Genomic DNA, 21,445 nt, shown 5'->3' on the forward strand with positions numbered 1-21,445 from the left:
TTAACCAAGAACAGGATCGCCATGGTCGCCCGCGCTCATACCGTTGCCTTTCAGGGGGTCGAGGCCCGCCCGGTCGAGGTGCAATGCGCCGTCTCTCCCGGGCTGCCCGCCTTTTCAATCGTCGGCCTGCCGGACAAGGCCGTGTCCGAGGCCCGCGAACGCGTGCGCAGTGCGCTCAGCGCGATGGCCATTGCGCTGCCCTCCAAACGCATCACGATCAACCTGTCGCCCGCTGACCTGCCCAAGGAAGGCAGCCATTTCGACCTGCCGATCGCGCTGGCCCTGCTCTGTGCGATCGACATCCTGCCCGCCGACGCCGCCGAAGGCACCATGGCTCTGGGCGAACTTTCGCTGGACGGCTCATTGGTGCCCGTGGCCGGCGCCCTGCCCGCCGCGATGACCGCCGCGGCCGAGGGCCGCACGCTGCTGTGTCCGCGCGCGTCAGGTGCCGAGGCGGCCTGGGTTGACGCGACCCAGGTGATCGGGGCCACGTCCCTGGCCGACGTCGTGCGCCATTTCACCGGCCAGTCGCCCCTGCCGGTCGCCCAGCCAGGCGAGGTCAGGTTGGAGCCCTCGACCCGCGATCTGCGCGACGTAAAAGGGCAGGAACGGGCAAAACGCGCATTGGAAATCGCAGCGGCCGGCCGTCACCACATGATAATGATCGGCACGCCGGGGTCAGGCAAATCCATGCTGGCCGCCCGCCTGCCCGGCATTCTGCCGCCGTTGACGCCCACCGAGGCGCTCGAGACCTCGATGATCCAATCGCTGTGCGGCATGCTGGACGAAGGCGGCATCAGCCGGACCCGCCCGTTCCGCGAACCGCATCATACGGCGTCGATGGCGGCGATCGTGGGCGGCGGGAAAGGCGCAAAACCCGGCGAAATTTCCCTGGCCCACAACGGCGTCCTATTCATGGACGAATTTCCCGAGTTTCCGCGAACGGTTCTGGAAACCCTGCGCCAGCCCATCGAGACCGGCGAAGTCATGGTCGCCCGCGCCAACGCCCATGTAAAATACCCCTGCCGGTTCATGTTGGTGGCGGCGGCGAACCCCTGCAAATGCGGATATCTCAGCGACCCGTCCCGCGCCTGCTCGCGCGCACCCGTCTGCGGCGAGGACTATCTGGGCCGCATCTCGGGGCCGCTGATGGACCGGTTCGACCTGCGGATCGAAGTGCCGCCAGTGGGCTTTACCGACCTTGACCTGCCGCCATCCGGAGACAGCTCGGCTACCGTCGCTGCGCGGGTGCAGCAGGCGCGCATAATTCAGGCCCGGCGTTTTCAGGACACGCCCGGGATTCGCCAGAACGCCGATATCGAGGGCAATCTGCTGGAGGAGGTCGCCGCACCAGACGCGGAGGGCAAGGACCTGCTGGTCAAGGCGGCCGAGCGGTTCGGCCTGTCGGCACGGGCTTACCACCGCATCCTGCGCGTGGCCCGCACCATTGCCGATCTCGAGGGCGCGCCCGATGTGCGCCGCCCGCATGTGGCCGAGGCGCTGAGCTACAGGATCAGCGCGCGGGTTGCGGCTTAGACCTTGGCCTCGATCGCCTGCCAGATCTTTTCGGCAATATTTGTGCCGTTGAACCGCTCCAATTCCTGGATTCCGGTGGGCGAGGTCACGTTGATTTCGGTCAGATAGTCGCCGATCACGTCGATACCCACAAAGATTTGGCCCTTTTCCCTCAGCAGCGGACCGATGGCCGCGCAGATCTCAAGATCGCGGTCGGTCAGCCCGATCTTTTCGGGGCGGCCGCCCACATGCATGTTCGACCGGGTCTCACCCTCGGCCGGAACGCGGTTGATCGCGCCGACCGGTTCGCCATCGACCAGGATCACCCGCTTGTCGCCGTTGCGCACATCCGGCAGGAATTTCTGAACGATCAGCGGCTCTCGCGAGAAACCGGTGAACAACTCATGCAACGAAGTCAGGTTGCGGTCATCGGCGTCCAGCCGGAACACGCCGGCCCCGCCATTGCCATAGAGCGGCTTGAGGATGATGTCGCCGTGCTTTTCCTTGAACGCCTTGATGGTCTGCAGATCGCGGGCGATCGTGGTGGGCGGCGTCAGGTCGGGAAAATCCAGAACCAGCAGTTTTTCCGGATAGTTGCGCACCCAGAACGGATCATTCACCACAAGAGCCTGCCCACGCAACCGATCCAGCAGGTGCGTGGACGTGATATAGTGCATATCAAACGGCGGGTCCTGCCGCAGCCAGACGACATCGAAATCCGCCAGATCAACCTCGCGCTCAGGCCCCAGAACCGCCGGCTGGTCCGCAACCCGCTGCACCGTCATGTCGTGACCGCGGGCGGTGATGCGCCCCTCTTGATAGGCCAGCTGATCGGGTCCGTAGTAAAACAGTTGGTGCCCACGGGCCTGGGCTTCTTCGGCCAGCCGGAACGAGCTGTCGGCATTGATGTCCACGGCCCCGATCGGGTCCATCTGAAAGGCGATTTTCATGGCGTGTCCCTCGTAGTCACGCCAGATACATGGCCCAGCGGGGACGGGTGTTCAATGGCGATCAGCCCTGACCAAAGGCGTTTTCGACGATTTGCACTGCGCCCGTTGCATCCACCAGAGCCGCATCGAACCGGACATTGGTCAGTTGCCCGCTCGGTTCCCGCGCCAAATACTGCGCCGCTGAGGCGTATATCCGGTCGATCTGACGCTTGCTGATCCGCGCGGCGGCGCTGTCAAAGGTTTGGCTTTTCTTGACCTCGACGAACACAAGGCCCTGCGCATCCCGGACGATCAGGTCGATCTCGCCACCCGCGCCGCGCCAACGCCTGTGACAGACCTTGAACCCTCGGCTTTCGTAGTCGGTAGCGACGCTCTGCTCGGCCGCCTGCCCGGCGTGATAGGAAACCGAGCCCTGGACCGACCGTCGCGCCATATCATCCCTTTCCTATCTTCAAGGCCTTCTGGTAGATCGGCCGCCTCGGCAAATCATACATCCTGGACACCAGATCTGCCGCATCCCGGACCGAGTGCGTTTCCAGAGCCTGTCGCAGCGCCTCTTCTACATCTGAATCGTTAACGGCTTGTGAATGGGCACGGTCTACCAGCAAGACGATCTCGCCCTTCACAGTGGCACCTCGATATTGTTCGGACAGCTCTGCAAGGCTAGCCCGCCGGACTTCTTCGAACTTCTTGGTCAGTTCACGACAGACCGCGGCCTGACGCTCGCCACCCAGAACCTGCGCCAGATCCGACAAGCACGCCCCCAAACGCTTGGGGGATTCATAGAACACCAGCGTCCCGGGAACATCCCGCAACGCCTCGATCCGTGTTCGGCGGGCGCCGGACGCATTCGGCAGGAATCCGGCGAAAAAAAAGGCGTCCGTTGGCAAGCCCGCCAGGGTCAGCGCCGTCACGACGGCTGACGCTCCGGGGGCGCAGGTCACGCTGAACCCGGCCTCGGCCGCCTGCTTGCCCAGGTCATAGCCCGGGTCGGCGATCAGGGGCATGCCGGCCTCGGACGCGTAGGCCACGGACTTGCCCTGTGACAGTTCGGCAATCAGTTTTTCACGCGCAGCCGTGCCGCTGTGGTCGTGATAGGCCAGGATGCGCCGCCCTTCGAGGGGTACACCGTGAATCTCCATCAATCTGCGCAGGCTGCGTGTATCTTCCGCCGCGATCACATCAGCCGAGGCCAGAACGTCCAGCGCCCTGAGCGTAATGTCGCGCGCCGTTCCGATCGGAGTGGCAACAAAATACAGCCCCCCAGCCAATCTTACCTTTTGGAAATTCAAAGCTGGACCCTCGCAGCGTGACGTTTATTATCGCGGCGTGATAGAACAGCAGCGTTCTTTGCCGCCGGATCAGGGAGTTTTCATTTAGATGTTTACCGTTTGCAAGCCCGTTCGCAAACTGGCGAAATTCGCCATCGGCCTGACCACGGCGGCATTTTTGGCCGCCTGCGAACCCGGCGCCACCGGGCGCGGACCGTCGATAGACACGTCAGAGCCGATCCCCGTTGCCCTGCTGGTGCCCAAATCGGGCGACGCCGCGTTGGCGCAAAGCCTTGAGAACGCTGCACGGCTGGCCATGGCCGATCTGAACAACGTCAAGATCGATCTTCGCGTCTATGACACTGCCGGCAATCCGAACACGGCAGCCGCAGTTGCGCAGCAGGCCGTTGCCGACGGCGCAAAGGTCATTCTGGGGCCGGTCTACGCGCAGGCTGCAAATGCTGCGGGCCTTGCGGTTCTGAGCAAGAACGTGAACGTTCTATCCTTCTCGAACAATACAAGCATTGCCGGCGGAAACGTGTTTGTTCTTGGCCCGACCTTCGACAACACGGCCAACCGGCTTGTCAGCTACGCCGGCAAACAGGGAAAGAAAAGCACCGTCATCGTGCACAGCAACGATGCGGCAGGCCAATTGGGCCAGGCGGCAATCTCGAACGCACTTGGCAACAGCCGTGTGGCGAATGCGGGTGTGGTCGGTTTTGATCGATCTCAGCAGGGTGTGATCGACGCCATCCCTGCAATCAAGGCAACTGTGGACTCGACGGGGGCGGATTCGCTCTTTTTGACCGCCACGACCGCCGGTGCGCTGCCGCTATTCAGCCAGTTGCTGCCCGAGGCCGGTGTCCCACCGGCAACCGTGCAATATATTGGCCTGACCCGCTGGGACATTCCGGCCCAGACGCTGGAACTACCGGGCGTGCAAGGCGGGTGGTTTGCCTTGCCCGACCCTGCCAAGGCCCAGGCCTATCGCGTGCGCTACAACGCGACCTATGGCGAGGCCCCGCATCCGATCAGCGGCCTGGCCTATGACGGCATCGCCGCCATCGGCGCTCTGGCCAGCCAAGGGAAGTCCAATGCCCTCTCCGCCGCGGCCCTGACCCAGAATGCCGGGTTCCAGGGTGTTGGCGGTATTTTCCGTCTGCGCCCGAACGGTACGAATGAACGAGGTCTGGCCGTGGCCACGATCCAGAACAAACAGGTAGTTGTGATTGACCCTGCCCCGCAAAGCTTCTCTGGCGCCGGTTTCTGATCAGCTTTTGACGATCCCCGCGCCGGCTGGCGCATTGATCTGCGACGCCAGCGAAATCTTCGATCGCGAAAAGGTCAACGCGCTGCTGTCGAAGGCCCTGAAAGACATTCCGGAAACGGCCGCAGCCCGAAACGAGGCCGTCCGGATCCTGCGGGATGCTCAGAAATCCGGGCGTCAGGCCATCGAAGAGGCGTTCGCCGCCCGGCCCTTTGACGCCCGGCCGTTGACGCGATCCTACACCTATCTGACCGATGGGCTGGTCTGCGCCGCGATGACCGTGGCCGGACAGCATCTGCATCCATTGGCCAACCCGACCCAGGGCGAGAAGATGGCGGTTTTGGCGGTGGGCGGCTATGGGCGCGGCGAGATGGCGCCGTTTTCGGATGTCGATCTGCTGTTTCTGACTCCTTACAAGATCACCGCCTGGGCCGAGAGCGTGATCGAGTCGATGCTGTACATCCTGTGGGATCTACGGCTGAAAGTCGGGCATTCCTCGCGCACGATCCGTGATTGCCTGCGTCTGGGAGACGAGGATTTCACGATCCGGACAGCGATGCTGGAACAGCGCTATCTGGCCGGTGATCGGGACCTTGCGGATGAGCTGGAAAGCCGGCTGAAATCCGAGCTGTTCAAAGGAACCGAACGCGAATTCATCGAAGCCAAACTGCATGAACGCGACGAACGCCACCACAAGCAGGGCGAGCGTTACATGGTCGAACCGAACGTGAAAGAAGGTAAAGGCGGCCTTCGTGACCTGCAGTCGCTGTACTGGATCGCCAAATACATCTATGGCGTTCAGGACGTGGCTGAACTTGTCCCGCTGGGGCTGTTCACCCAAGACGAATTCAACACGTTCGTGCAGGCCGAGGATTTCCTTTGGGCCGTACGTTCGCATCTTCATCTGGTGACACGGCGCGCAACCGAACAGTTGACCTTTGATCTGCAGGTCGAGGTGGCCGACCGCATGGGTTACGAAGACCGAGCCGGCCGCCGGGCCGTCGAAATCTTCATGCAACGCTATTTCCGAGAAGCCACTCAGGTGGGAGAGCTGACACGGATCTTCCTGACCAAGCTTGAAGCGGCACATATGAAGAACGCGCCGTTGCTGGAACGCATCTTCAGCCGCAAGCCACGGGTCAAGCCGGGCTATAGGGTTGTTCATGGCCGACTGGATGTGGCCGACCCAAGAAGCTTTTTGTCCGACAAGCTGAATCTACTGCGTCTGTTCGAGGAAGGCCTGCGCACGGGTATGCTGATCCATCCCGATGCGATGCGGCTGGTCACGGCCAACCTGCACCTGATCGATGACGAAATGCGCAACGACAAAGAGGCGAGGCGCATCTTTCTGGATCTGATGCTGAAACACGGCAATCCCGAACGCGCGCTGCGCCGCATGAACGAGTTGGGCGTTCTGTCGGCCTTCATCCCCGAGTTCGAGCCCATCGTGGCGATGATGCAGTTCAATATGTACCACAGCTACACGGTGGACGAGCACACGATCCAGTGCATAATCAACCTGGCGCAAATCGAGCGGGGCGAACTTGTCGAAGCGCTGCCGCTGGCTTCGTCGATCCTCGAGGGCGGAGTGAACCGGCGTGTGCTTTACGTCGCTCTGCTGTTGCACGACATCGCCAAGGGCCGCCCCGAGGATCACTCGATCCTGGGGGCCAAGATCGCACGGACGGTCGCGCCTCGGCTGGGGCTTAACAAGAAAGAATGCGAAACCGTCGAATGGCTGGTGCGCTATCACCTGCTGATGTCGGACATGGCGCAGAAGCGTGACATCTCGGACCCGCGCACGGTGCGCGACTTTGCCAAGGCGGTTCAGACCGTCAAACGGTTGGATCTGCTGACGGTTCTGACAGTCTGCGACATCCGCGGCGTTGGGCCGAACACCTGGAACAACTGGAAGGCCACCCTGCTACGGGCCTTGCACGCGGAAACCAAGCGCGCGCTGGAAACCGGGATGGAGGACCTCAACCGTGCCAATCGTGGCGCGGAAGCCAAGAAAGCCCTGCGTGACGCGTTGTCAGCCTGGTCCAAGGCCGACCTCAAGACGGAAACCGGTCGGCACTACGATCCGTATTGGCAGGGGCTCAACCTCTCGACCCATGTCGAGTTCGCCGAAATGCTGCGCGCGCTGGAAAAAAGCGCGGATCCGGCGGCGATGGAAATCCGGCTGCACCCGGACGAAGACCGGGATGCGACGCGGGCGTGCTTTGCCATGGCCGACCATCCCGGCATCTTTTCCCGGATTGCCGGTGCGCTGGCGCTTGTGGGCGCAAACGTGGTCGATGCCCGCAGCTATACCACCAAGGACGGCTACGTGACTGACGCGTTCTGGATTCAGGACGCTGACGGTCACCCGTTCGAGTTGTCGCGTCTGCCGCGCCTGACCCAGATGATCCACCGCACCCTCAAGGGCGAGGTCGTGGCCCGCGAGGCGCTCAAGTCCCGCGACAAGATCAAGAAGCGGGAAAAGGCGTTCAACGTCCCGACGCACATCACCTTCGACAATGAAGGGTCCGAGATCTACACGATCATCGAAGTCGACACCCGCGACCGGCCGGGCCTGCTCTACGATCTGGCCCGGACCCTTGCCGCCGCCAATGTCTATATCGCCAATGCCGTGATCGCGACCTATGGCGAGCAGGTGGTGGATACGTTCTACGTCAAGGACATGTTCGGGCTCAAATACCACTCGGAGGCCAAGCAGAAGACGCTGGAAGCCAAGCTGCGCACCGCGATCACCGAAGGCGCCGAGCGGGCGGCCTCATGAAGCAGATCCGCCTGTTCTCGGGCCTGTTCACGGTCGGGTTCTGGACCCTTGCCAGCCGTATTCTGGGTTTTTTGCGGGAAATCCTGCTGACAGCCTATATCGGGCCGGGGCCGGTCATGGATGCTTTCGTCGCAGCCTTCCGCCTACCCAACATGTTCCGCCGGTTCTTCGCCGAGGGCGCTTTCAATGCGGCCTTCGTTCCGATGTTCTCGAAACGGCTGGAAGGCGGCGAAGACGCGCAGGGGTTTGCGCAGGATGCGTTCAACCTGCTGGCGGCGTCCGTTCTGGCGCTGGTCGGGCTGGCCATGGTGTTCATGCCGGGGCTGGTCTGGCTGACGGCCGAAGGGTTTTATGGCGACGAACGTTTCGATCTGGCGGTCGGGTACGGATATGTCGTCTTTCCCTACATCCTTTTCATGTCTCTGGCCGCGCTGTTTTCCGGGGTTCTCAATGCCACGGGGCGCTTTGCCGCCGCTGCTGCGGCTCCGGTCCTGCTGAACATATTCGCCTGCACGGCACTGATCGTAGGCGCGGCAACCGGAGGCGAGGTCATCCGTTGGCTCATCGCCGTCATACCCATTGCCGGGGTTGCTCAACTGGCGCTGGTTTGGGTCGCCACCGAACGCGCCGGAATTCGCATCCGGTTCGGCCGACCGAAGCTCAGCCCTGAAATGCGCAACATGGTTCGTATCGCGGTACCGGCGGCACTTGCCATGGGGGTGACGCAGGTCAATCTCGTTGTCGGGCAGCTGGTCGCGTCAAAGACCGAAAAGGCCATCAGCTGGCTCTTTGCCGCCGACCGGCTGTATCAGCTGCCGCTGGGCGTGGTTGGCATCGCCGTGGGCATCGTGCTGTTACCCGACCTGTCGCGCCGCCTGCGCGCGGGGGACGGCGATGGCGCGCGCAACGCCTTTTCCCGCGCCGGAGAGTTCACCCTGTTGCTGACCATTCCAGCAACCGTGGCTTTCGTGCTCATACCGGTGCCGCTGGTCTCGGTCCTGTTCGAACGAGGACAGTTCACCCCCGAAGACACGGCTGCCACCGCGCTGGCCGTGGCGGTCTATGGCATCGGCCTGCCGGCCTTCATGCTGCAAAAGCTGCTGCAACCGCTGTTCTTCGCCCGCGAGGATACCCGCTCGCCCTTCCGGTATGCCGTTGTGGCGATGGTCATCAACGCCGTGCTGGCCTTTGGGCTGTACCCGATCGTCGGCTGGATCGCCCCGGCCATCGCGGCCTCGGCCGCCGGGTGGGGCATGGTGGCGCTGTTGGCACTGGGCGCCCGGCGCATGGGCGAGGAGGCCCGTTTCGACGACCGGTTCAAGCGCCGCGCACCCAGGATATTGGCCGCCTCAATCGGAATGGGTGTGGTGCTGATCGCGGCTATGCAGCTGTTCGGTTGGACGTTCGAGGTTCCGGGCTGGCGCTATCTGGCCTTGCTGGGCCTGATCGTGTTCGCGGCACTGTCTTACTTCCTTCTCGGCCACCTGCTTGGCGCGTTCCGTCTGTCCGAGTTCCGGTCCGCCCTGCGAAGGTCCTGACCGCCTCAATCCCGCCGGATGCGCCCCACCAGCCGCGCCCATCCGCCCGGCGCCACGAAGAACGACAGCCCGAACCCGGTCGCGAACCCACCCAGATCGGCCACCCAATCCGAGGTGCCGCCGAAGATCAGCCCGAACAGCAGTTGGATACCCATCAGGACCGCAATCAACTGGAACGCCCGCGCCTGGTTTTCGCCGACCAGCGACAGCCTGCGCCACAGCAGCCAGGTGAACGCACCGATCAGGCCATAGACCGGCGGGAAGCCCCCGACCAGCGGATAGCGCGGGTCCAGCAACACCGCATAGGCCAGCGCTCCGCCCACGCCGGACAGCACGAAGATCACCAGCATCGCAAAACCGCCAAAGACCTCGCCCACCATCTTGCCCATCGCCAAAACGAAGACGCAGACAAAAAGCGCCTGGGTAAAGCTGCCTGACACGAAGGGGTAGGTGAAGAACCGGATCACATGCTCGACCGGCCAACGCCCGTTCATGACCATCCAGTCGAAGATGTCGGCCGAGAAGGAATAGCGCTGAATCGCCTCGAGCCGCCAGCCCACCGCGCCCGGTCCGCCGACCAGGCCGCGCGTGCCGAGGGTGAAGGCCAGTTCGATCCCCATGATGAACAAGACCAGCGCCACCACCACGGGCGGCAGGGGGTTCACGGGGGGTGTGTAATGCTCGCTGCTCATTGGGCGGGCCTTTCGCGGCTGTTGACGTCCCTTTGCCTCATGGGTAAGCGACGGAGGCTTATTTTTCCAGACGGGAGTTCCCTTCCATGACCGAGACCAAGTTCACGCCGCGCGTGTTTTCCGGCATTCAGCCCTCGGGAAACCTCCATCTTGGCAACTACCTTGGTGCGCTCAAGCGTTTTGTGGATATGCAGGGGCCGGAGATGGAGACCGTGTACTGCATGGTCGATCTTCACGCGATCACCGTCTGGCAGAACCCCAAGGAACTGGCGCATTCCACGCGCGAGCTGTGCGCAGGCTTCATCGCCGCCGGCATCGATCCCGAACAGTCGATCCTGTTCAACCAGTCCCAGGTGCCCGAGCACGCGCAACTGGCCTGGATCTTCAACTGTGTTGCGCGCATGGGCTGGATGCAGCGCATGACCCAGTGGAAGGACAAGGCGGGCAAGAACCAGCAGAACGCCTCGCTGGGCCTGTTCGCCTATCCCTCGCTGATGGCCGCCGACATTCTGGTCTACCACGCGACCCATGTGCCGGTGGGCGACGACCAGAAACAGCATCTTGAGCTGACCCGCGACATCGCCATCAAGTTCAACCACGACTATGGCGTCGATTTCTTCCCGATCACCGAACCGGTGATCGAGGGCGCGGCGACGCGCGTGATGAGCCTGCGCGACGGGGCCAAGAAGATGTCCAAGTCGGATCCGTCCGACATGAGCCGGATCAACATGACCGACGATGCCGACACCATCGCCAAGAAGATCCGCAAAGCCAAGACCGACCCCGACGCCCTGCCCTCGGACGCGGACGGGCTGGAAGGCCGCCCCGAGGCGCGCAACCTGGTCAACATCTATGCCGCGCTCAGCGATCAGACGGTCGAGCAGGTTCTGGCCGAGGTCGGGGGCAAGCAGTTCGGTGACTTCAAGCCGATGCTGGCCGATCTGGCAGTCGCAAGGCTGTCGCCGATCTCGACCGAGATGGCGCGGCTGATGGGCGATCAGGCCGAGATCGACAGGATCCTGGACCGTGGCGCGGAACGGGCGCGGGAAATCGCGGCTCCGATCCTCAGCCGCACCTACGAAATCGTGGGGATGGTGGGCGCCGGCCGCGCCTGAGCACCAGACAGAAACTGCAGCGCCGCCCCCCGGTAAGGGGCGGCGTTTTTCGTTGCAGGTCAGGCGGCCTGCGGGTGCAGTTTTTCCTCGACGATGGATTCGGCCACCGCACGGGGGCTGACGCCATCGACCTTGGCGCGGGTCAGGATGCGGTCCATCGTCCGCTCCAGCGCCTCGAGCCGCTGGCCGACCCAGGCTTCGCGATCCTTGATCTTCAGGATCTCGGTCGCGACGTTCACGATCCCGCCGCCATTGGCCACGAAATCCGGGGCGTAGAGGATGCCGCGGTCATGCAGGCGCTGCGCGTCGGCATCGGTCGCCAGCTGGTTGTTGGCCCCTCCGGCTACCGCGCCGACCTTCAGCAGCGGAATGCTGGTTTCGTTCAGGATGCCGCCGATGGCGCAGGGCGCGAAAATATCCGCCTGGGCCGCGTAGATCGCATCGGGCGCGACGGCCTGCGCTGCGAACCGGTCCGCCAGCCGGGCGGTCTGGCGCGCATCGATGTCGGTGATCACCAGTTTCGCCCCGGCATCATTCAGCAGCGCGCACAGATGTTCGCCCACATGGCCCAGCCCCTGCACCGAGACGGTCTTGCCGCTCAGGTCCGCGGACCCGAACCGATGCCGCGCAGTCACGCGGATGGCGTTGAAGATCCCGCGGGCGGTGATGGGCGACGGGTCGCCGCTGGCGAACGGGCCATCGGGCAGACCGGCGACATATTCGGTTTCGGTGCCGATCTGGGCCATGTCGGCCGGAGTCATCCCCATGTCCTCGGCCGTCCAGTATTGGCCGCCGAGGCTTTGGACCACGCGGCCGAAGGCCTGCAGCAACCGGGGCGTCTTGTCCGCGCTCGGGTCGCCGATGATCACGGCCTTGCCCCCGCCCAGCGGCAGATCGGCCGCGGCGTTCTTGTAGGTCATGCCCCGCGACAGGCGCAGCGCATCGTCCAGCGCCTCGGACGGGTGGCCATAGGTGCGCATCCGCACGCCACCCGCTGCAGGCCCCAATTGCGTGGAGTGGATCGCCACAAAGCCCGAAAGCCCGCTGGCGGCGTCTTTGAATTCGACCACACGCTCGTGATCTGGCGCGTCAATCGTGGTTATTTCCATTTTGCTCCTCCGGAATGACAGATCGAGTCTGCCACATCCGACCGAGCGATTTTCGCCAATACGTGCTGGCCAACACATTGCTCTTGGCGATAATAATAATCCGAGCCGACAATTTTAGGGATTTTCCCCATGGATCAGATCGACCGCAAGATCGTGCGCGCGCTGCAGCAGGACGGGCGCATGACCGTTCTTGACCTGGCCGAAAAGGTGGGCCTGTCGCCCACACCCTGCGCGCGACGCCTGGACCGCCTGCGCCGCGACGGGGTGATCACCGGATATTCGGCGCAGGTCGACCCCGAGAAGCTGGGCTTTGGCGTCACGATTTTCGTGTCTGTCGAACTTGAGAAACAGGACCGCAACGCCATCGACGCCTTCGAACGCGCCATCCTGCGATGCGATGAGGTGATGGAGTGCTACCTCATGACAGGCTCGCGCGACATCCTGCTGCGCGTCGTGGCGCGTGACCTGACCGCCTTCGACGCGTTTCTGGAGAACCGGCTGATGCAGATTCCGGGCATCCGCAACCTGCGCTCCAACTTCGCCCTGCGCGCGATGGTCAAGCGCGACGTGTTGCCATCGTCGGCCGGATAATCTGCTGGACCTTGGGCGCGCGCGCTCCTACGGTTCGGCGGAATTGACGGAGGGCACAATGGCAGTCGGCAAGAATATCCGCACTTATTTCGATGGCACATGGCACGATGGCGATGCCCCGATCATGCGGGCTGCGGACCACGGGGCCTGGCTTGGATCATCGGTGTTTGACGGCGCGCGCTATTTTGACGGAATGGCGCCCGATCTGGCGGCGCATTGCGACCGGGTGAACCGCTCGGCCGAGGCACTGATGCTCACTCCGACCGTGACCACCGAACAGATGGTCGAACTGATCCGCGAAGGTCTTGAAGCTTACCCGACCGAGGCCGCCGTCTACATTCGCCCGATGTATTGGGGGATCGACGGAGACGCGACGGCGATCGTGCCGCAGGGTGACAGCACAGGCTTTGCCATCTGCCTCGAAGAAATCCCGATGGCGCCCGAGGCGGCCTCGGTCACGCTGACGACCACCCGCTTCCGCCGCCCGGTTCTGGAAAGCGCGGTCGTCAACGCCAAGGCCGGGTGCCTTTATCCAAACAACGCCCGAATGCTGGCGGAAGCACGATCCAAGGGGTTCTCAAACGCATTGGTGACCGATGCCATGGGCAACGTGGCAGAAACCGCAACGGCCAACATCTTCATGGCCAAGGATGGCGAGGTGTTTACTCCGGCACCGAACGGCACCTTCCTTGCAGGCATCACTCGTGCGCGGCACATCGACAATCTGCGGCGCGACGGTGTGACGGTTCACGAAACTGTTCTGACCTTCGACGATTTTCACGACGCGGACGAAGTGTTCATGTCCGGCAACATGAACAAGGTCACGCCCGTGACCGCACTGGACGACACGCAATATCAGATTGGCCCTATCACGCGCCGCACGCGCGCGCTCTACTGGGACTGGGCGGCCAGCAACCAATAAGCGAAGGCCCGTCGCGGCCCGAGTTGCCAGACACCGAATGCTCGGGCATGATCCCGAAAACCGAAGAGGACATTCATGCGCAAGTTCCTTGTAGTTCTTGACGATAGCCGCGAGTGCCTGAACGCCATGCGTTTCGCCGCAATGCGTGCTGCGCATACGGGCGGGGGGGTGACCATCCTCTCGGTCATTCCTCCGGACGAGTTCAACCACTGGATCGGCGTGGCCGAAGTGATGCGGGAAGAAGCCCGCGAGCGTATCCATGCGCATTTCGAGGTATTTGCCAAATGGATGCGCGACAAGCAGGGGATCGAGCCGGAACTGGCGATCCGCGAGGGTGAACCCGTTCCGCAGATCATTGAGCATGTCCGCTCGGATCCCGAGATCGGCGTCCTTGTTCTGGGTGCGGGTACCGACAAGAAGGGCCCGGGTCCACTGGTCACTCAGTTGACGCGGAATTCCGGCAGCTTGCCGATTCCGATCACCATCGTTCCGGGCGACCTGAGCAAGGAGAAGCTCGAAGAGATCACCTGATGCCCGCCACCCTGCACTTCTGGTTCGATTTCGCCTCGACCTATTCCTACCTCAGCGCCATGCGGGTCGAACGGGACGCGGCAGCCTGCGGCGTGCAGGTGGACTGGCAGCCATTCCTTCTGGGTCCCATTTTTGCCGAGCAGGGGTGGAAAACCTCGCCGTTCAACATCTATCCGGCCAAGGGGCGGTACATGTGGCGCGACATGGAACGGCTGTGCCGGCAGCGTGACCTGCCCCTGACCCGACCTGCCGAGTTTCCGCAAAACGGCCTGAAGGCTGCACGCCTTGCGCTCGCCATCCCTCAGGGTGAAGCGCGCGCTGCATTCTCCCGCGCCGTTTTCGCCGCACAATTTGGCCAAGGCCTGAACATTTCCGAAGAGCCTGTCCTGCGCAGCGCCCTGTCCGCCGCCGGCCTCCCCGAGGACATGATCGACCGGACCGCAGACACTGACATCAAGAGTGCTCTGTTTGACCAGGTTGCCCGCGCCAAATCGCTGGGGATCTTCGGCGCCCCCAGTTTTGTCGTGGATGAGGAGCTTTATTGGGGCGATGACCGACTGGACATGGCAATCCGACAGGCCACAGCGATTTAGAACCGTTCCAAATCTTGACTTCCCGGCCGCTGACGCGCATATCAGAGCCAACTGATACGGAGCGCGCCATGTTCATCCAGACCGAATCCACACCCAACCCGGCCACGCTGAAATTCCTGCCCGGTCAGACCGTGCTCGAGGCCGGTACAGCGGATTTTCCGACCGCCGAAGCCGCGCAGAACTCGCCGCTGGCGCAGCGCATCTTTGCGGTCAGCGGTGTGACCGGAGTTTTCTTCGGCAATGACTTCGTAACCGTCACCAAAGACGACGGCGTGCAGTGGGACCACATCAAACCCGCCATCCTGGGCGCTGTGATGGAGCACTACCAGTCCGGCCAGCCGGTGATGGGGGCCGGGGTGGAAACCGCGTCCGGCCATGCTGAACATTCGGGTGAGGACTCGGAAATCGTCAACCAGATCAAGGAATTGCTGGACAGCCGCGTGCGCCCCGCCGTGGCGCAGGACGGCGGTGACATCACCTTCCACGGCTTTGACCGCGGCGTCGTCTACCTGCATATGCAAGGGGCCTGCGCAGGCTGCCCGTCCTCGACGCTGACCCTGAAAATGGGGATCGAGAACCTGCTCCGCCATTACATCCCCGAGGTGACCGAGGTTCGCCCTGTTGCCGTCTGATCAGACAATTCTGGCATTTGACACATCGGCCGCGCATTGCGCGGCCGCTTTGCTGCGCGGGCCAGACATCGTCGTGAGCCGCGCCGAAACCATGACCCGCGGCCAGGCGGAACGCCTGATGCCTTTGCTTCAGGACATCCTGGCAGAAGGTGGGGTTTCTTGGGCGGATATCGACGCGATCGGTGTCGGGACGGGTCCGGGCAATTTCACTGGAATTCGCATCTCGGTCTCCGCCGCCCGAGGGCTGGCGCTTGGATTGAACAAACCGGCAATCGGCGTTTCGGGCCTTGAAGCCCTTGCGGCTTTGGCACCTGAAGGGCGGACCCCAGTCATTCCAGCCCCCCGGGAACATGTTTACCTGCTAGCGCCCGACGGGACGCCGCAGCTGATGACGCAGGAACAGGCAGAATCACTTGGCGCCCTGTTTTTGTGCGACGATGCGAATGCAGTCGTCCGGGCCATCGCCCGGATTGCATCCGAACGTGTTGACCTTGTGTCAGGTCCCCCGGCCCCCCTGTACGTTCGTGCCGCAGACGCCGCCCCGTCGCGCGATACGCCGCCGCCTTTGCTGGACCCATGACCCCACAGGAAATGGCCGAGACCCACGGCGCGGCTTTCACCCAGTCCCGCCCCTGGACTGCTGATGAATTCGCTGATCTGCTTGCCAGCCGCTTCACCCATGTCGTTGGAAACAAAACAGCATTTGCCCTGGTCCAAGTCATCGGCGACGAGGCTGAGCTGCTGACCATCGCGACGCATCCCGATCATCAGCGGCAGGGTCTGGGCCGCGCCTGCATGCAGGCTTGGCATGACAAGGCTCACGATCTGGGTGCGCGCCGGGCGTTTCTTGAGGTGGCATCGGACAACGCGGCCGCCATTGCACTCTACCAAAGTTGCGGCTATGCGCGCTGCGGTCTTCGGCCGGGATATTACCGGCGCGGCAAGGCTGACAAAGTAGATGCAATCTTGATGGAGCGCGCGCTACCCCGACGAAAGCCGGGCATTTCTGAGACCAAATGGTCAAAAAGCGGTTGACCATGGCTGTTTCAGACGGCCTTAATTGCCGCTATCACAGCAGTTCTGCTCGCTCTGAGCGGGGCTGGGCAAAAGCCCCTGCCCCGAAGCCAAAAAAACAACGGGAGTATATGATGACCCTGATGAAATCCTTGATGGGCGCGGCCGCCGCGTTTGCACTGACCGCAGGTGCGGCGCTGGCCGAACCGGCGATCATCTTCGATCTGGGCGGCAAGTTCGACAAATCGTTCAACGAAGCAGCCCATAACGGCGCCAAGCGCTGGGCCGACCAGACCGGCAAATCCTATCGCGAAATCGAGCTGCAGTCGGAAGCGCAGCGCGAACAAGCCCTGCGTCGTTTCGCTGAAGCCGGTGCAAACCCGATCATCACCATGGGCTTTGCCATGGCTGATCCGCTGGCCGCCGTCGCACCTGACTATCCCGACACCAAGTTCGTTGCCGTCGACGTCAGCTGGCTGGACGCGCCGAACATCCGCCAGGTCTCGTTCGCCGAGCATGAAGGCTCGTACCTGGTCGGCATGATGGCCGCGATGGCATCCAAGTCGGGTACCGTCGGCTTCATCGGTGGCATGGACATTCCGCTGATCCGGCACTTTGGCTGCGGCTACGCCCAGGGCGCCAAGGCCGTGAACCCTGACATCAACGTCGTAGCCAACATGACCGGCACCACCCCGGCCGCTTGGAACGACCCGGTGAAGGGTTCGGAGCTGACCAAGGCTCAGATCAGCCAAGGCGCTGACGTGATCTACGCTGCCGCAGGCGGTACCGGCGTCGGTGTTCTGCAGACCGCAGCCGACGAAGGCATCCTGTCGATCGGCGTGGACAGCAACCAGAACCACCTGCACCCGGGCAAGGTACTGACCTCGATGCTCAAGCGCGTGGACGTAGCCGTTTATGACGCCATGAAGGCAGGCGAAGATGTCGAAACCGGCAAGTTCACCATGGGTCTGGCACAGGACGGTGTCGGCGTTGCCATGGATGAAAACAACGCCTCGCTGGTGAGCGACGAGATGAAGGCCGCCGTCGAAAAGGCACGCCGCGACATCATCGACGGCAATGTCACCGTCGTCAGCTACTACGAGAACGACAGCTGCCCGGCACTGCAGTTCTGATATCGCGCGGGGCGGGGGAAACCTCCCGTCCCGCATCCACTCATGCCGCTGTTTCGCCACGACCGAATGATCGCGAAATCAGCGCAGCTTCTACGGCAATCGAGGACAAGACATGACAGTCCCCGCCATCGAGCTCAAAGGGATTTCCAAAGCCTTTGGGCCAGTTCAAGCGAACAAGGACATCTCGATCAGCGTCGCCCCCGGCACGATCCACGGGATCATCGGTGAAAACGGTGCGGGCAAATCCACGCTGATGAGCATTCTGTACGGCTTCTACAAGGCCGACAAAGGTGAAATCTGGATCAACGGCAAAAAGACCGACATCCCCGACAGCCAGGCCGCGATCGTCGCGGGTATCGGCATGGTCTTTCAGCATTTCAAGCTGGTCGAGAATTTCACCGTTCTGGAAAACATCGTTCTGGGCGCCGAAGATGGCGGGCTGCTGGCCCCTTCGCTGGCCAAGGCCCGGAAAGAGCTGAAAGAGCTCGAGGAAGAATACGAGCTCTTCGTAGACCCCGACAAGCGTATCGACGAGATCGGCGTGGGCATGCAGCAGCGGGTCGAAATTCTCAAGGCGCTGTACCGGAAGGCGGAAATCCTGATTCTGGACGAGCCCACCGGGGTGCTGACCCCAGCCGAGGCCGACCAGCTGTTCCGGATCCTCGACCGGCTGCGCGCCGAAGGCAAGACCATCATCCTGATCACTCACAAGCTGCGCGAGATCATGGAAGCCACCGATACCGTGTCGGTGATGCGCCGCGGCCAGATGACCGCCACGGTCAAGACCGCCGAGACCAACCCCGAGGAGTTGGCCGAGCTGATGGTTGGGCGCAAGGTTCTGTTGCGCGTCGACAAGGTGCCGGCCAAACCCGGCAAGCCCATCCTTGAAATCGAGAACCTGCGGGTGACGGATTCGGCGGGCGTCGAGCGCGTCAAAGGTATCGACCTGACCGTCCGCGCGGGCGAGATCGTGGGCATCGCAGGCGTCGCCGGCAACGGGCAGTCCGAGCTGCTAGAGGTGTTGGGCGGGATGCGCCCGGGATCAGGCGTGATCAAACTGAATGGTACGCCTCTGGCGCTCAGCGGACCCGAGGCCGACGGTCAGGCGCGGCGCACCCAAGGGATCGCCCATGTTCCCGAAGACCGGCAACGCGAAGGCCTGATCATGGACTTCCACGCCTGGGAAAACGTGGCCTTCGGCTATCACCGCGACCCCGCTTATCAGCGCGGGATTTTCATGAACAACGCCGCCCTGCGCGCCGACACAGAACGCAAGATCGAGAAATTCGACGTGCGTCCGCCGAATGGCTGGCTGTCGGCCAAGAACTTTTCGGGCGGGAACCAGCAGAAGATCGTGGTTGCTCGCGAAATCGAGCGGAACCCCGATTTGCTGTTGGTGGGCCAGCCGACCCGCGGCGTGGACATCGGCGCGATCGAGTTCATTCACAAGCAGATCGTCGCCCTGCGCGATCAGGGCAAGGCGATCCTGCTGGTCTCGGTCGAGTTGGAAGAGATCTTCTCTCTGTCCGACCGGATTGCAGTGATGTTCGACGGACATATCATGGGCGAGCGCCTGCCCCATGAAACGGATGAAAAAGAACTGGGCCTGTTGATGGCTGGTGTTGCGGGGGAGGCCGCGTAACATGGATAAGATGCCCAAATGGGCCGACGTCATTCTGATCCCGCTCATCAGTCTGATCCTGGCCGCAATCCTATCGACACTGGTCATTCTGGCGATTGGCGAAAACCCGATCGAGGCGGTAAACCTGATGGTCACCGGCGCGCTGGGGTCGACCTATGGCTGGGGCTACACCCTGTATTATGCAACCAACTTCATGTTCACCGGCCTTGCGGTTGCGGTGGCCTTTCACGCGCGCCTGTTCAACATCGGTGGCGAGGGTCAGGCCATGCTGGGCGGACTGGGCGTTGCCATGGTGTGCCTCTATGTGCCTTGGCCACATTGGAGCATCGCTCTACTGGCTGCGATGGCCGCCGGCATGCTGTTCGGCGCAGCCTGGGCGGCGATTCCGGCCTATCTGCAGGCCAAGCGCGGCAGCCATATCGTGATCACCACGATCATGTTCAACTTCATCGCCGCGGCGCTGCTGAACTACATGCTGGTTAACGTGATGCGACCGGCCGGCTCGCAAGACCCGGCCACCGCCCGCTTTGCCGAGGCGGTACATCTGCCCACCCTGCACGAGATGCTGGCCCCGATCGGGATCAATTTCTCCAAGGCGGCTCCGGCCAACATCTCGCTGATCATCGCGGTCATCGCCTGCATCGTCGTCTGGGCGCTGATCTGGCGAACCCGCTTGGGCTATGAAATCCGGGCTTATGGGCATTCGGAAACCGGTGCGGTCTATGCCGGTATCTCACCGGTGCGCATCACCATCGTGGCGATGCTGATCTCGGGCGCTCTGGCGGGCCTGATGGCGATCAACAACGTCATGGGTGAGGCCGAGCGGCTGGTTCTCAACTCGACCGAGGGCGCGGGCTTCATCGGCATCGCGGTGGCCCTGATGGGCCGCTCGCACCCGTTCGGCGTGTTCCTGGCAGCCATCCTGTTTGGTTTCCTCTACCAGGGCGGCGCGGAACTGGCCCTGTGGACGTCGATCCCGCGCGAGCTGATCGTGGTGATCCAGGCGCTGGTGATCCTGTTCACCGGAGCGCTGGACAACATGGTGCGCATGCCGCTTGAAAAGCTGTTCCTGGCTCTGCGGAAGGAGGCGAACTGATGGAGTTGTTCCTGACGATCGTCCAGGTTCTGGACTCGACAATTCGCCTGGCCACGCCGCTGCTGCTGGCCTGTCTGGCCGGCTTGTATTCGGAACGCGCTGGCATTTTCGACATCGGCTTGGAAGGTAAGATGCTGATGGCCGCATTCTTCTCGGCCGCCGTTGCCGCCGTCACCGGGTCGGTATGGCTGGGCCTGCTGGCCGGCATCGCATCGTCCTTGGTGCTGTCTGGCCTGCACGGGCTTGCCTCGATCACGTTCCGGGGCAACCAGCTGATTTCCGGTGTCGCCATCAACTTCCTGGCTGCCGGCATGACCGTGCTGGTGGCCCAGGACTGGTTCCAGCAAGGCGGCCGCACGCCGTCGCTGTTCGGGGGCGGCCGGTTCGAACCGATCAACTTCCCCTTCGCCGAGGCTCTGAGCGGTGTGCCGATCATCGGTCCCATCTACGCCGAGCTGCTCTCAGGCCACTCGATTCTTGTCTACGTGGCGTTCCTGATGGTGCCCGCCACCTGGTGGGTGCTGTTCCGCACCCGCTTTGGACTGCGCCTGCGAGCCGTGGGTGAAAACCCGGCGGCAGTGGACACCGCGGGCGTCTCAGTGGTGGGGCTTCGGTACGCAGCCGTCGCCATCTGTGGCGTGCTGTGTGGCATCGCCGGGGCCTATTTGGCGACAGCGTTGCAGGCAGGGTTCGTCAAAGACATGACGGCCGGCCGGGGTTTCATCGCACTGGCTGCACTGATCTTTGCCAAGTGGCGGCCGTGGCACGCCATGTGGGCGTGTTTGCTGTTCGGGCTGCTGCAGGCTGTTGCTCTGCGGTTCCAGAATATCGACCTGGGCGGCATCATTATCCCCGTTCAAGTCATGGACGCGCTGCCCTATATCCTGACCGTGGTGATCCTGGCAGGTTTCGTCGGCAAAGCGGTCCCGCCAAGGGCCGGTGGCGAGCCTTATGTGAAAGAGCGTTGATAAGGCCAGTTCAGGACTGCTTTTCAGTCCTGTTTGCTGCAAAGCGGCATGCAGAGTTGATTTTGCATGCCGCAAGCGCTCTAA

The 21,445-nt window shown here is 62.8% G+C and carries 21 protein-coding genes; 16 read left to right on the top strand and 5 right to left on the bottom strand.

What is annotated here, in order from left to right:
* Positions 1-21 precede the first annotated feature (21 nt).
* The gene (locus tag ACR0JC_RS15265; protein WP_170343292.1) at positions 22-1,536 is read left to right on the top strand and encodes a YifB family Mg chelatase-like AAA ATPase; all 1,515 of its coding nucleotides are present in this window, start codon (positions 22-24) and stop codon (positions 1,534-1,536) included.
* Here the strand turns inward: ACR0JC_RS15265 and gshB are convergent.
* From gshB to rsmI, 3 genes are all read right to left on the bottom strand, one after another.
* On the bottom strand, positions 1,533-2,465 hold the full coding sequence (gene gshB / locus ACR0JC_RS15270) for a glutathione synthase (protein ID WP_170343293.1): 933 nt from the start codon (positions 2,463-2,465) through the stop codon (positions 1,533-1,535). The genes ACR0JC_RS15265 and gshB overlap by 4 nt on opposite strands.
* A 61-nt stretch (positions 2,466-2,526) precedes the next feature.
* Positions 2,527-2,898, bottom strand: a complete 372-nt coding sequence (locus ACR0JC_RS15275) for a YraN family protein (RefSeq protein WP_170372196.1) — start codon at positions 2,896-2,898, stop codon at positions 2,527-2,529.
* 1 nt (position 2,899) lies between these two features.
* Positions 2,900-3,757 (bottom strand): 16S rRNA (cytidine(1402)-2'-O)-methyltransferase, encoded by an 858-nt coding sequence (rsmI, locus tag ACR0JC_RS15280; protein ID WP_170343294.1) that lies wholly within the window; start codon positions 3,755-3,757, stop codon positions 2,900-2,902.
* Between the two features lie 88 nt (positions 3,758-3,845).
* Here rsmI and ACR0JC_RS15285 point away from each other — a divergent pair, with 88 nt between their 5' ends.
* The 3 genes from ACR0JC_RS15285 to murJ are packed head-to-tail and all read left to right on the top strand — an operon-like array spanning position 3,846 to position 9,323.
* Positions 3,846-5,006, top strand: coding sequence for a penicillin-binding protein activator (locus ACR0JC_RS15285; protein ID WP_170343295.1), 1,161 nt, complete (start codon positions 3,846-3,848; stop codon positions 5,004-5,006).
* Complete coding sequence (locus ACR0JC_RS15290; RefSeq protein ID WP_170343296.1) at positions 4,966-7,785, top strand: [protein-PII] uridylyltransferase; 2,820 nt, start codon at positions 4,966-4,968, stop codon at positions 7,783-7,785. The genes ACR0JC_RS15285 and ACR0JC_RS15290 overlap by 41 nt, the downstream gene beginning before the upstream one ends.
* The gene (gene murJ / locus ACR0JC_RS15295; protein ID WP_170343297.1) at positions 7,782-9,323 is read left to right on the top strand and encodes a murein biosynthesis integral membrane protein MurJ; all 1,542 of its coding nucleotides are present in this window, start codon (positions 7,782-7,784) and stop codon (positions 9,321-9,323) included. Before ACR0JC_RS15290 ends, murJ begins: the two co-directional genes overlap by 4 nt.
* 5 nt (positions 9,324-9,328) lie before the next feature.
* On the opposite strand, the gene ACR0JC_RS15300 is transcribed toward murJ, so the two are convergent.
* Complete coding sequence (locus ACR0JC_RS15300; protein WP_170342144.1) at positions 9,329-10,015, bottom strand: rhomboid family intramembrane serine protease; 687 nt, start codon at positions 10,013-10,015, stop codon at positions 9,329-9,331.
* 86 nt (positions 10,016-10,101) lie between these two features.
* On the opposite strand from ACR0JC_RS15300, the gene trpS reads away from it, so the two are divergent.
* Positions 10,102-11,130 carry a tryptophan--tRNA ligase gene (trpS, locus tag ACR0JC_RS15305; RefSeq protein ID WP_170343298.1) on the top strand — a complete coding sequence of 343 codons (1,029 nt, stop codon included), beginning with the start codon at positions 10,102-10,104 and terminating at the stop codon, positions 11,128-11,130.
* 59 nt (positions 11,131-11,189) lie between these two features.
* Here trpS and ACR0JC_RS15310 read toward each other — a convergent pair whose 3' ends face one another.
* Positions 11,190-12,239, bottom strand: a complete 1,050-nt coding sequence (locus tag ACR0JC_RS15310) for a Glu/Leu/Phe/Val family dehydrogenase (RefSeq protein WP_170343299.1) — start codon at positions 12,237-12,239, stop codon at positions 11,190-11,192.
* Between the two features lie 129 nt (positions 12,240-12,368).
* Between ACR0JC_RS15310 and ACR0JC_RS15315 the strand changes: the two genes are divergently transcribed.
* The 11 genes from ACR0JC_RS15315 (at position 12,369) to ACR0JC_RS15365 (ending at position 21,361) form a co-directional block, all read left to right on the top strand.
* Positions 12,369-12,830, top strand: a complete 462-nt coding sequence (locus tag ACR0JC_RS15315) for an Lrp/AsnC family transcriptional regulator (protein ID WP_170343300.1) — start codon at positions 12,369-12,371, stop codon at positions 12,828-12,830.
* A 58-nt stretch (positions 12,831-12,888) separates the two neighbouring features.
* The gene (locus ACR0JC_RS15320; RefSeq protein ID WP_170343301.1) at positions 12,889-13,752 is read left to right on the top strand and encodes a branched-chain amino acid aminotransferase; all 864 of its coding nucleotides are present in this window, start codon (positions 12,889-12,891) and stop codon (positions 13,750-13,752) included.
* Between the two features lie 75 nt (positions 13,753-13,827).
* Positions 13,828-14,283, top strand: coding sequence for a universal stress protein (locus ACR0JC_RS15325; RefSeq protein ID WP_170342153.1), 456 nt, complete (start codon positions 13,828-13,830; stop codon positions 14,281-14,283).
* On the top strand, positions 14,283-14,876 hold the full coding sequence (locus ACR0JC_RS15330) for a 2-hydroxychromene-2-carboxylate isomerase (protein WP_170343302.1): 594 nt from the start codon (positions 14,283-14,285) through the stop codon (positions 14,874-14,876). Before ACR0JC_RS15325 ends, ACR0JC_RS15330 begins: the two co-directional genes overlap by 1 nt.
* Before the next feature lie 68 nt (positions 14,877-14,944).
* Positions 14,945-15,508 (top strand): NifU family protein, encoded by a 564-nt coding sequence (locus ACR0JC_RS15335; protein ID WP_093963451.1) that lies wholly within the window; start codon positions 14,945-14,947, stop codon positions 15,506-15,508.
* Positions 15,498-16,088: a tRNA (adenosine(37)-N6)-threonylcarbamoyltransferase complex dimerization subunit type 1 TsaB gene (gene tsaB, locus ACR0JC_RS15340; protein WP_170343303.1), complete on the top strand. Its 591-nt coding sequence runs from the start codon at positions 15,498-15,500 to the stop codon at positions 16,086-16,088. Before ACR0JC_RS15335 ends, tsaB begins: the two co-directional genes overlap by 11 nt.
* Positions 16,085-16,543, top strand: a complete 459-nt coding sequence (gene rimI / locus ACR0JC_RS15345) for a ribosomal protein S18-alanine N-acetyltransferase (protein WP_170343304.1) — start codon at positions 16,085-16,087, stop codon at positions 16,541-16,543. The genes tsaB and rimI overlap by 4 nt, the downstream gene beginning before the upstream one ends.
* Positions 16,544-16,656: 113 nt before the next feature.
* Entirely contained in the window at positions 16,657-17,655 is a 999-nt protein-coding gene (locus ACR0JC_RS15350) for a BMP family lipoprotein (RefSeq protein ID WP_093963454.1), read from the top strand.
* Between the two features lie 112 nt (positions 17,656-17,767).
* Positions 17,768-19,297, top strand: a complete 1,530-nt coding sequence (locus ACR0JC_RS15355) for an ABC transporter ATP-binding protein (RefSeq protein WP_170343305.1) — start codon at positions 17,768-17,770, stop codon at positions 19,295-19,297.
* 1 nt (position 19,298) lies between these two features.
* Complete coding sequence (locus ACR0JC_RS15360; RefSeq protein ID WP_170343306.1) at positions 19,299-20,393, top strand: ABC transporter permease; 1,095 nt, start codon at positions 19,299-19,301, stop codon at positions 20,391-20,393.
* A complete protein-coding gene (locus ACR0JC_RS15365) occupies positions 20,393-21,361 on the top strand; it encodes an ABC transporter permease (protein WP_170365360.1) in 969 nt (322 codons plus the stop codon). Before ACR0JC_RS15360 ends, ACR0JC_RS15365 begins: the two co-directional genes overlap by 1 nt.
* Positions 21,362-21,445: the final 84 nt, after the last annotated feature.

The sequence above is a fragment of the Ruegeria sp. CH5 genome (assembly GCF_056537025.1).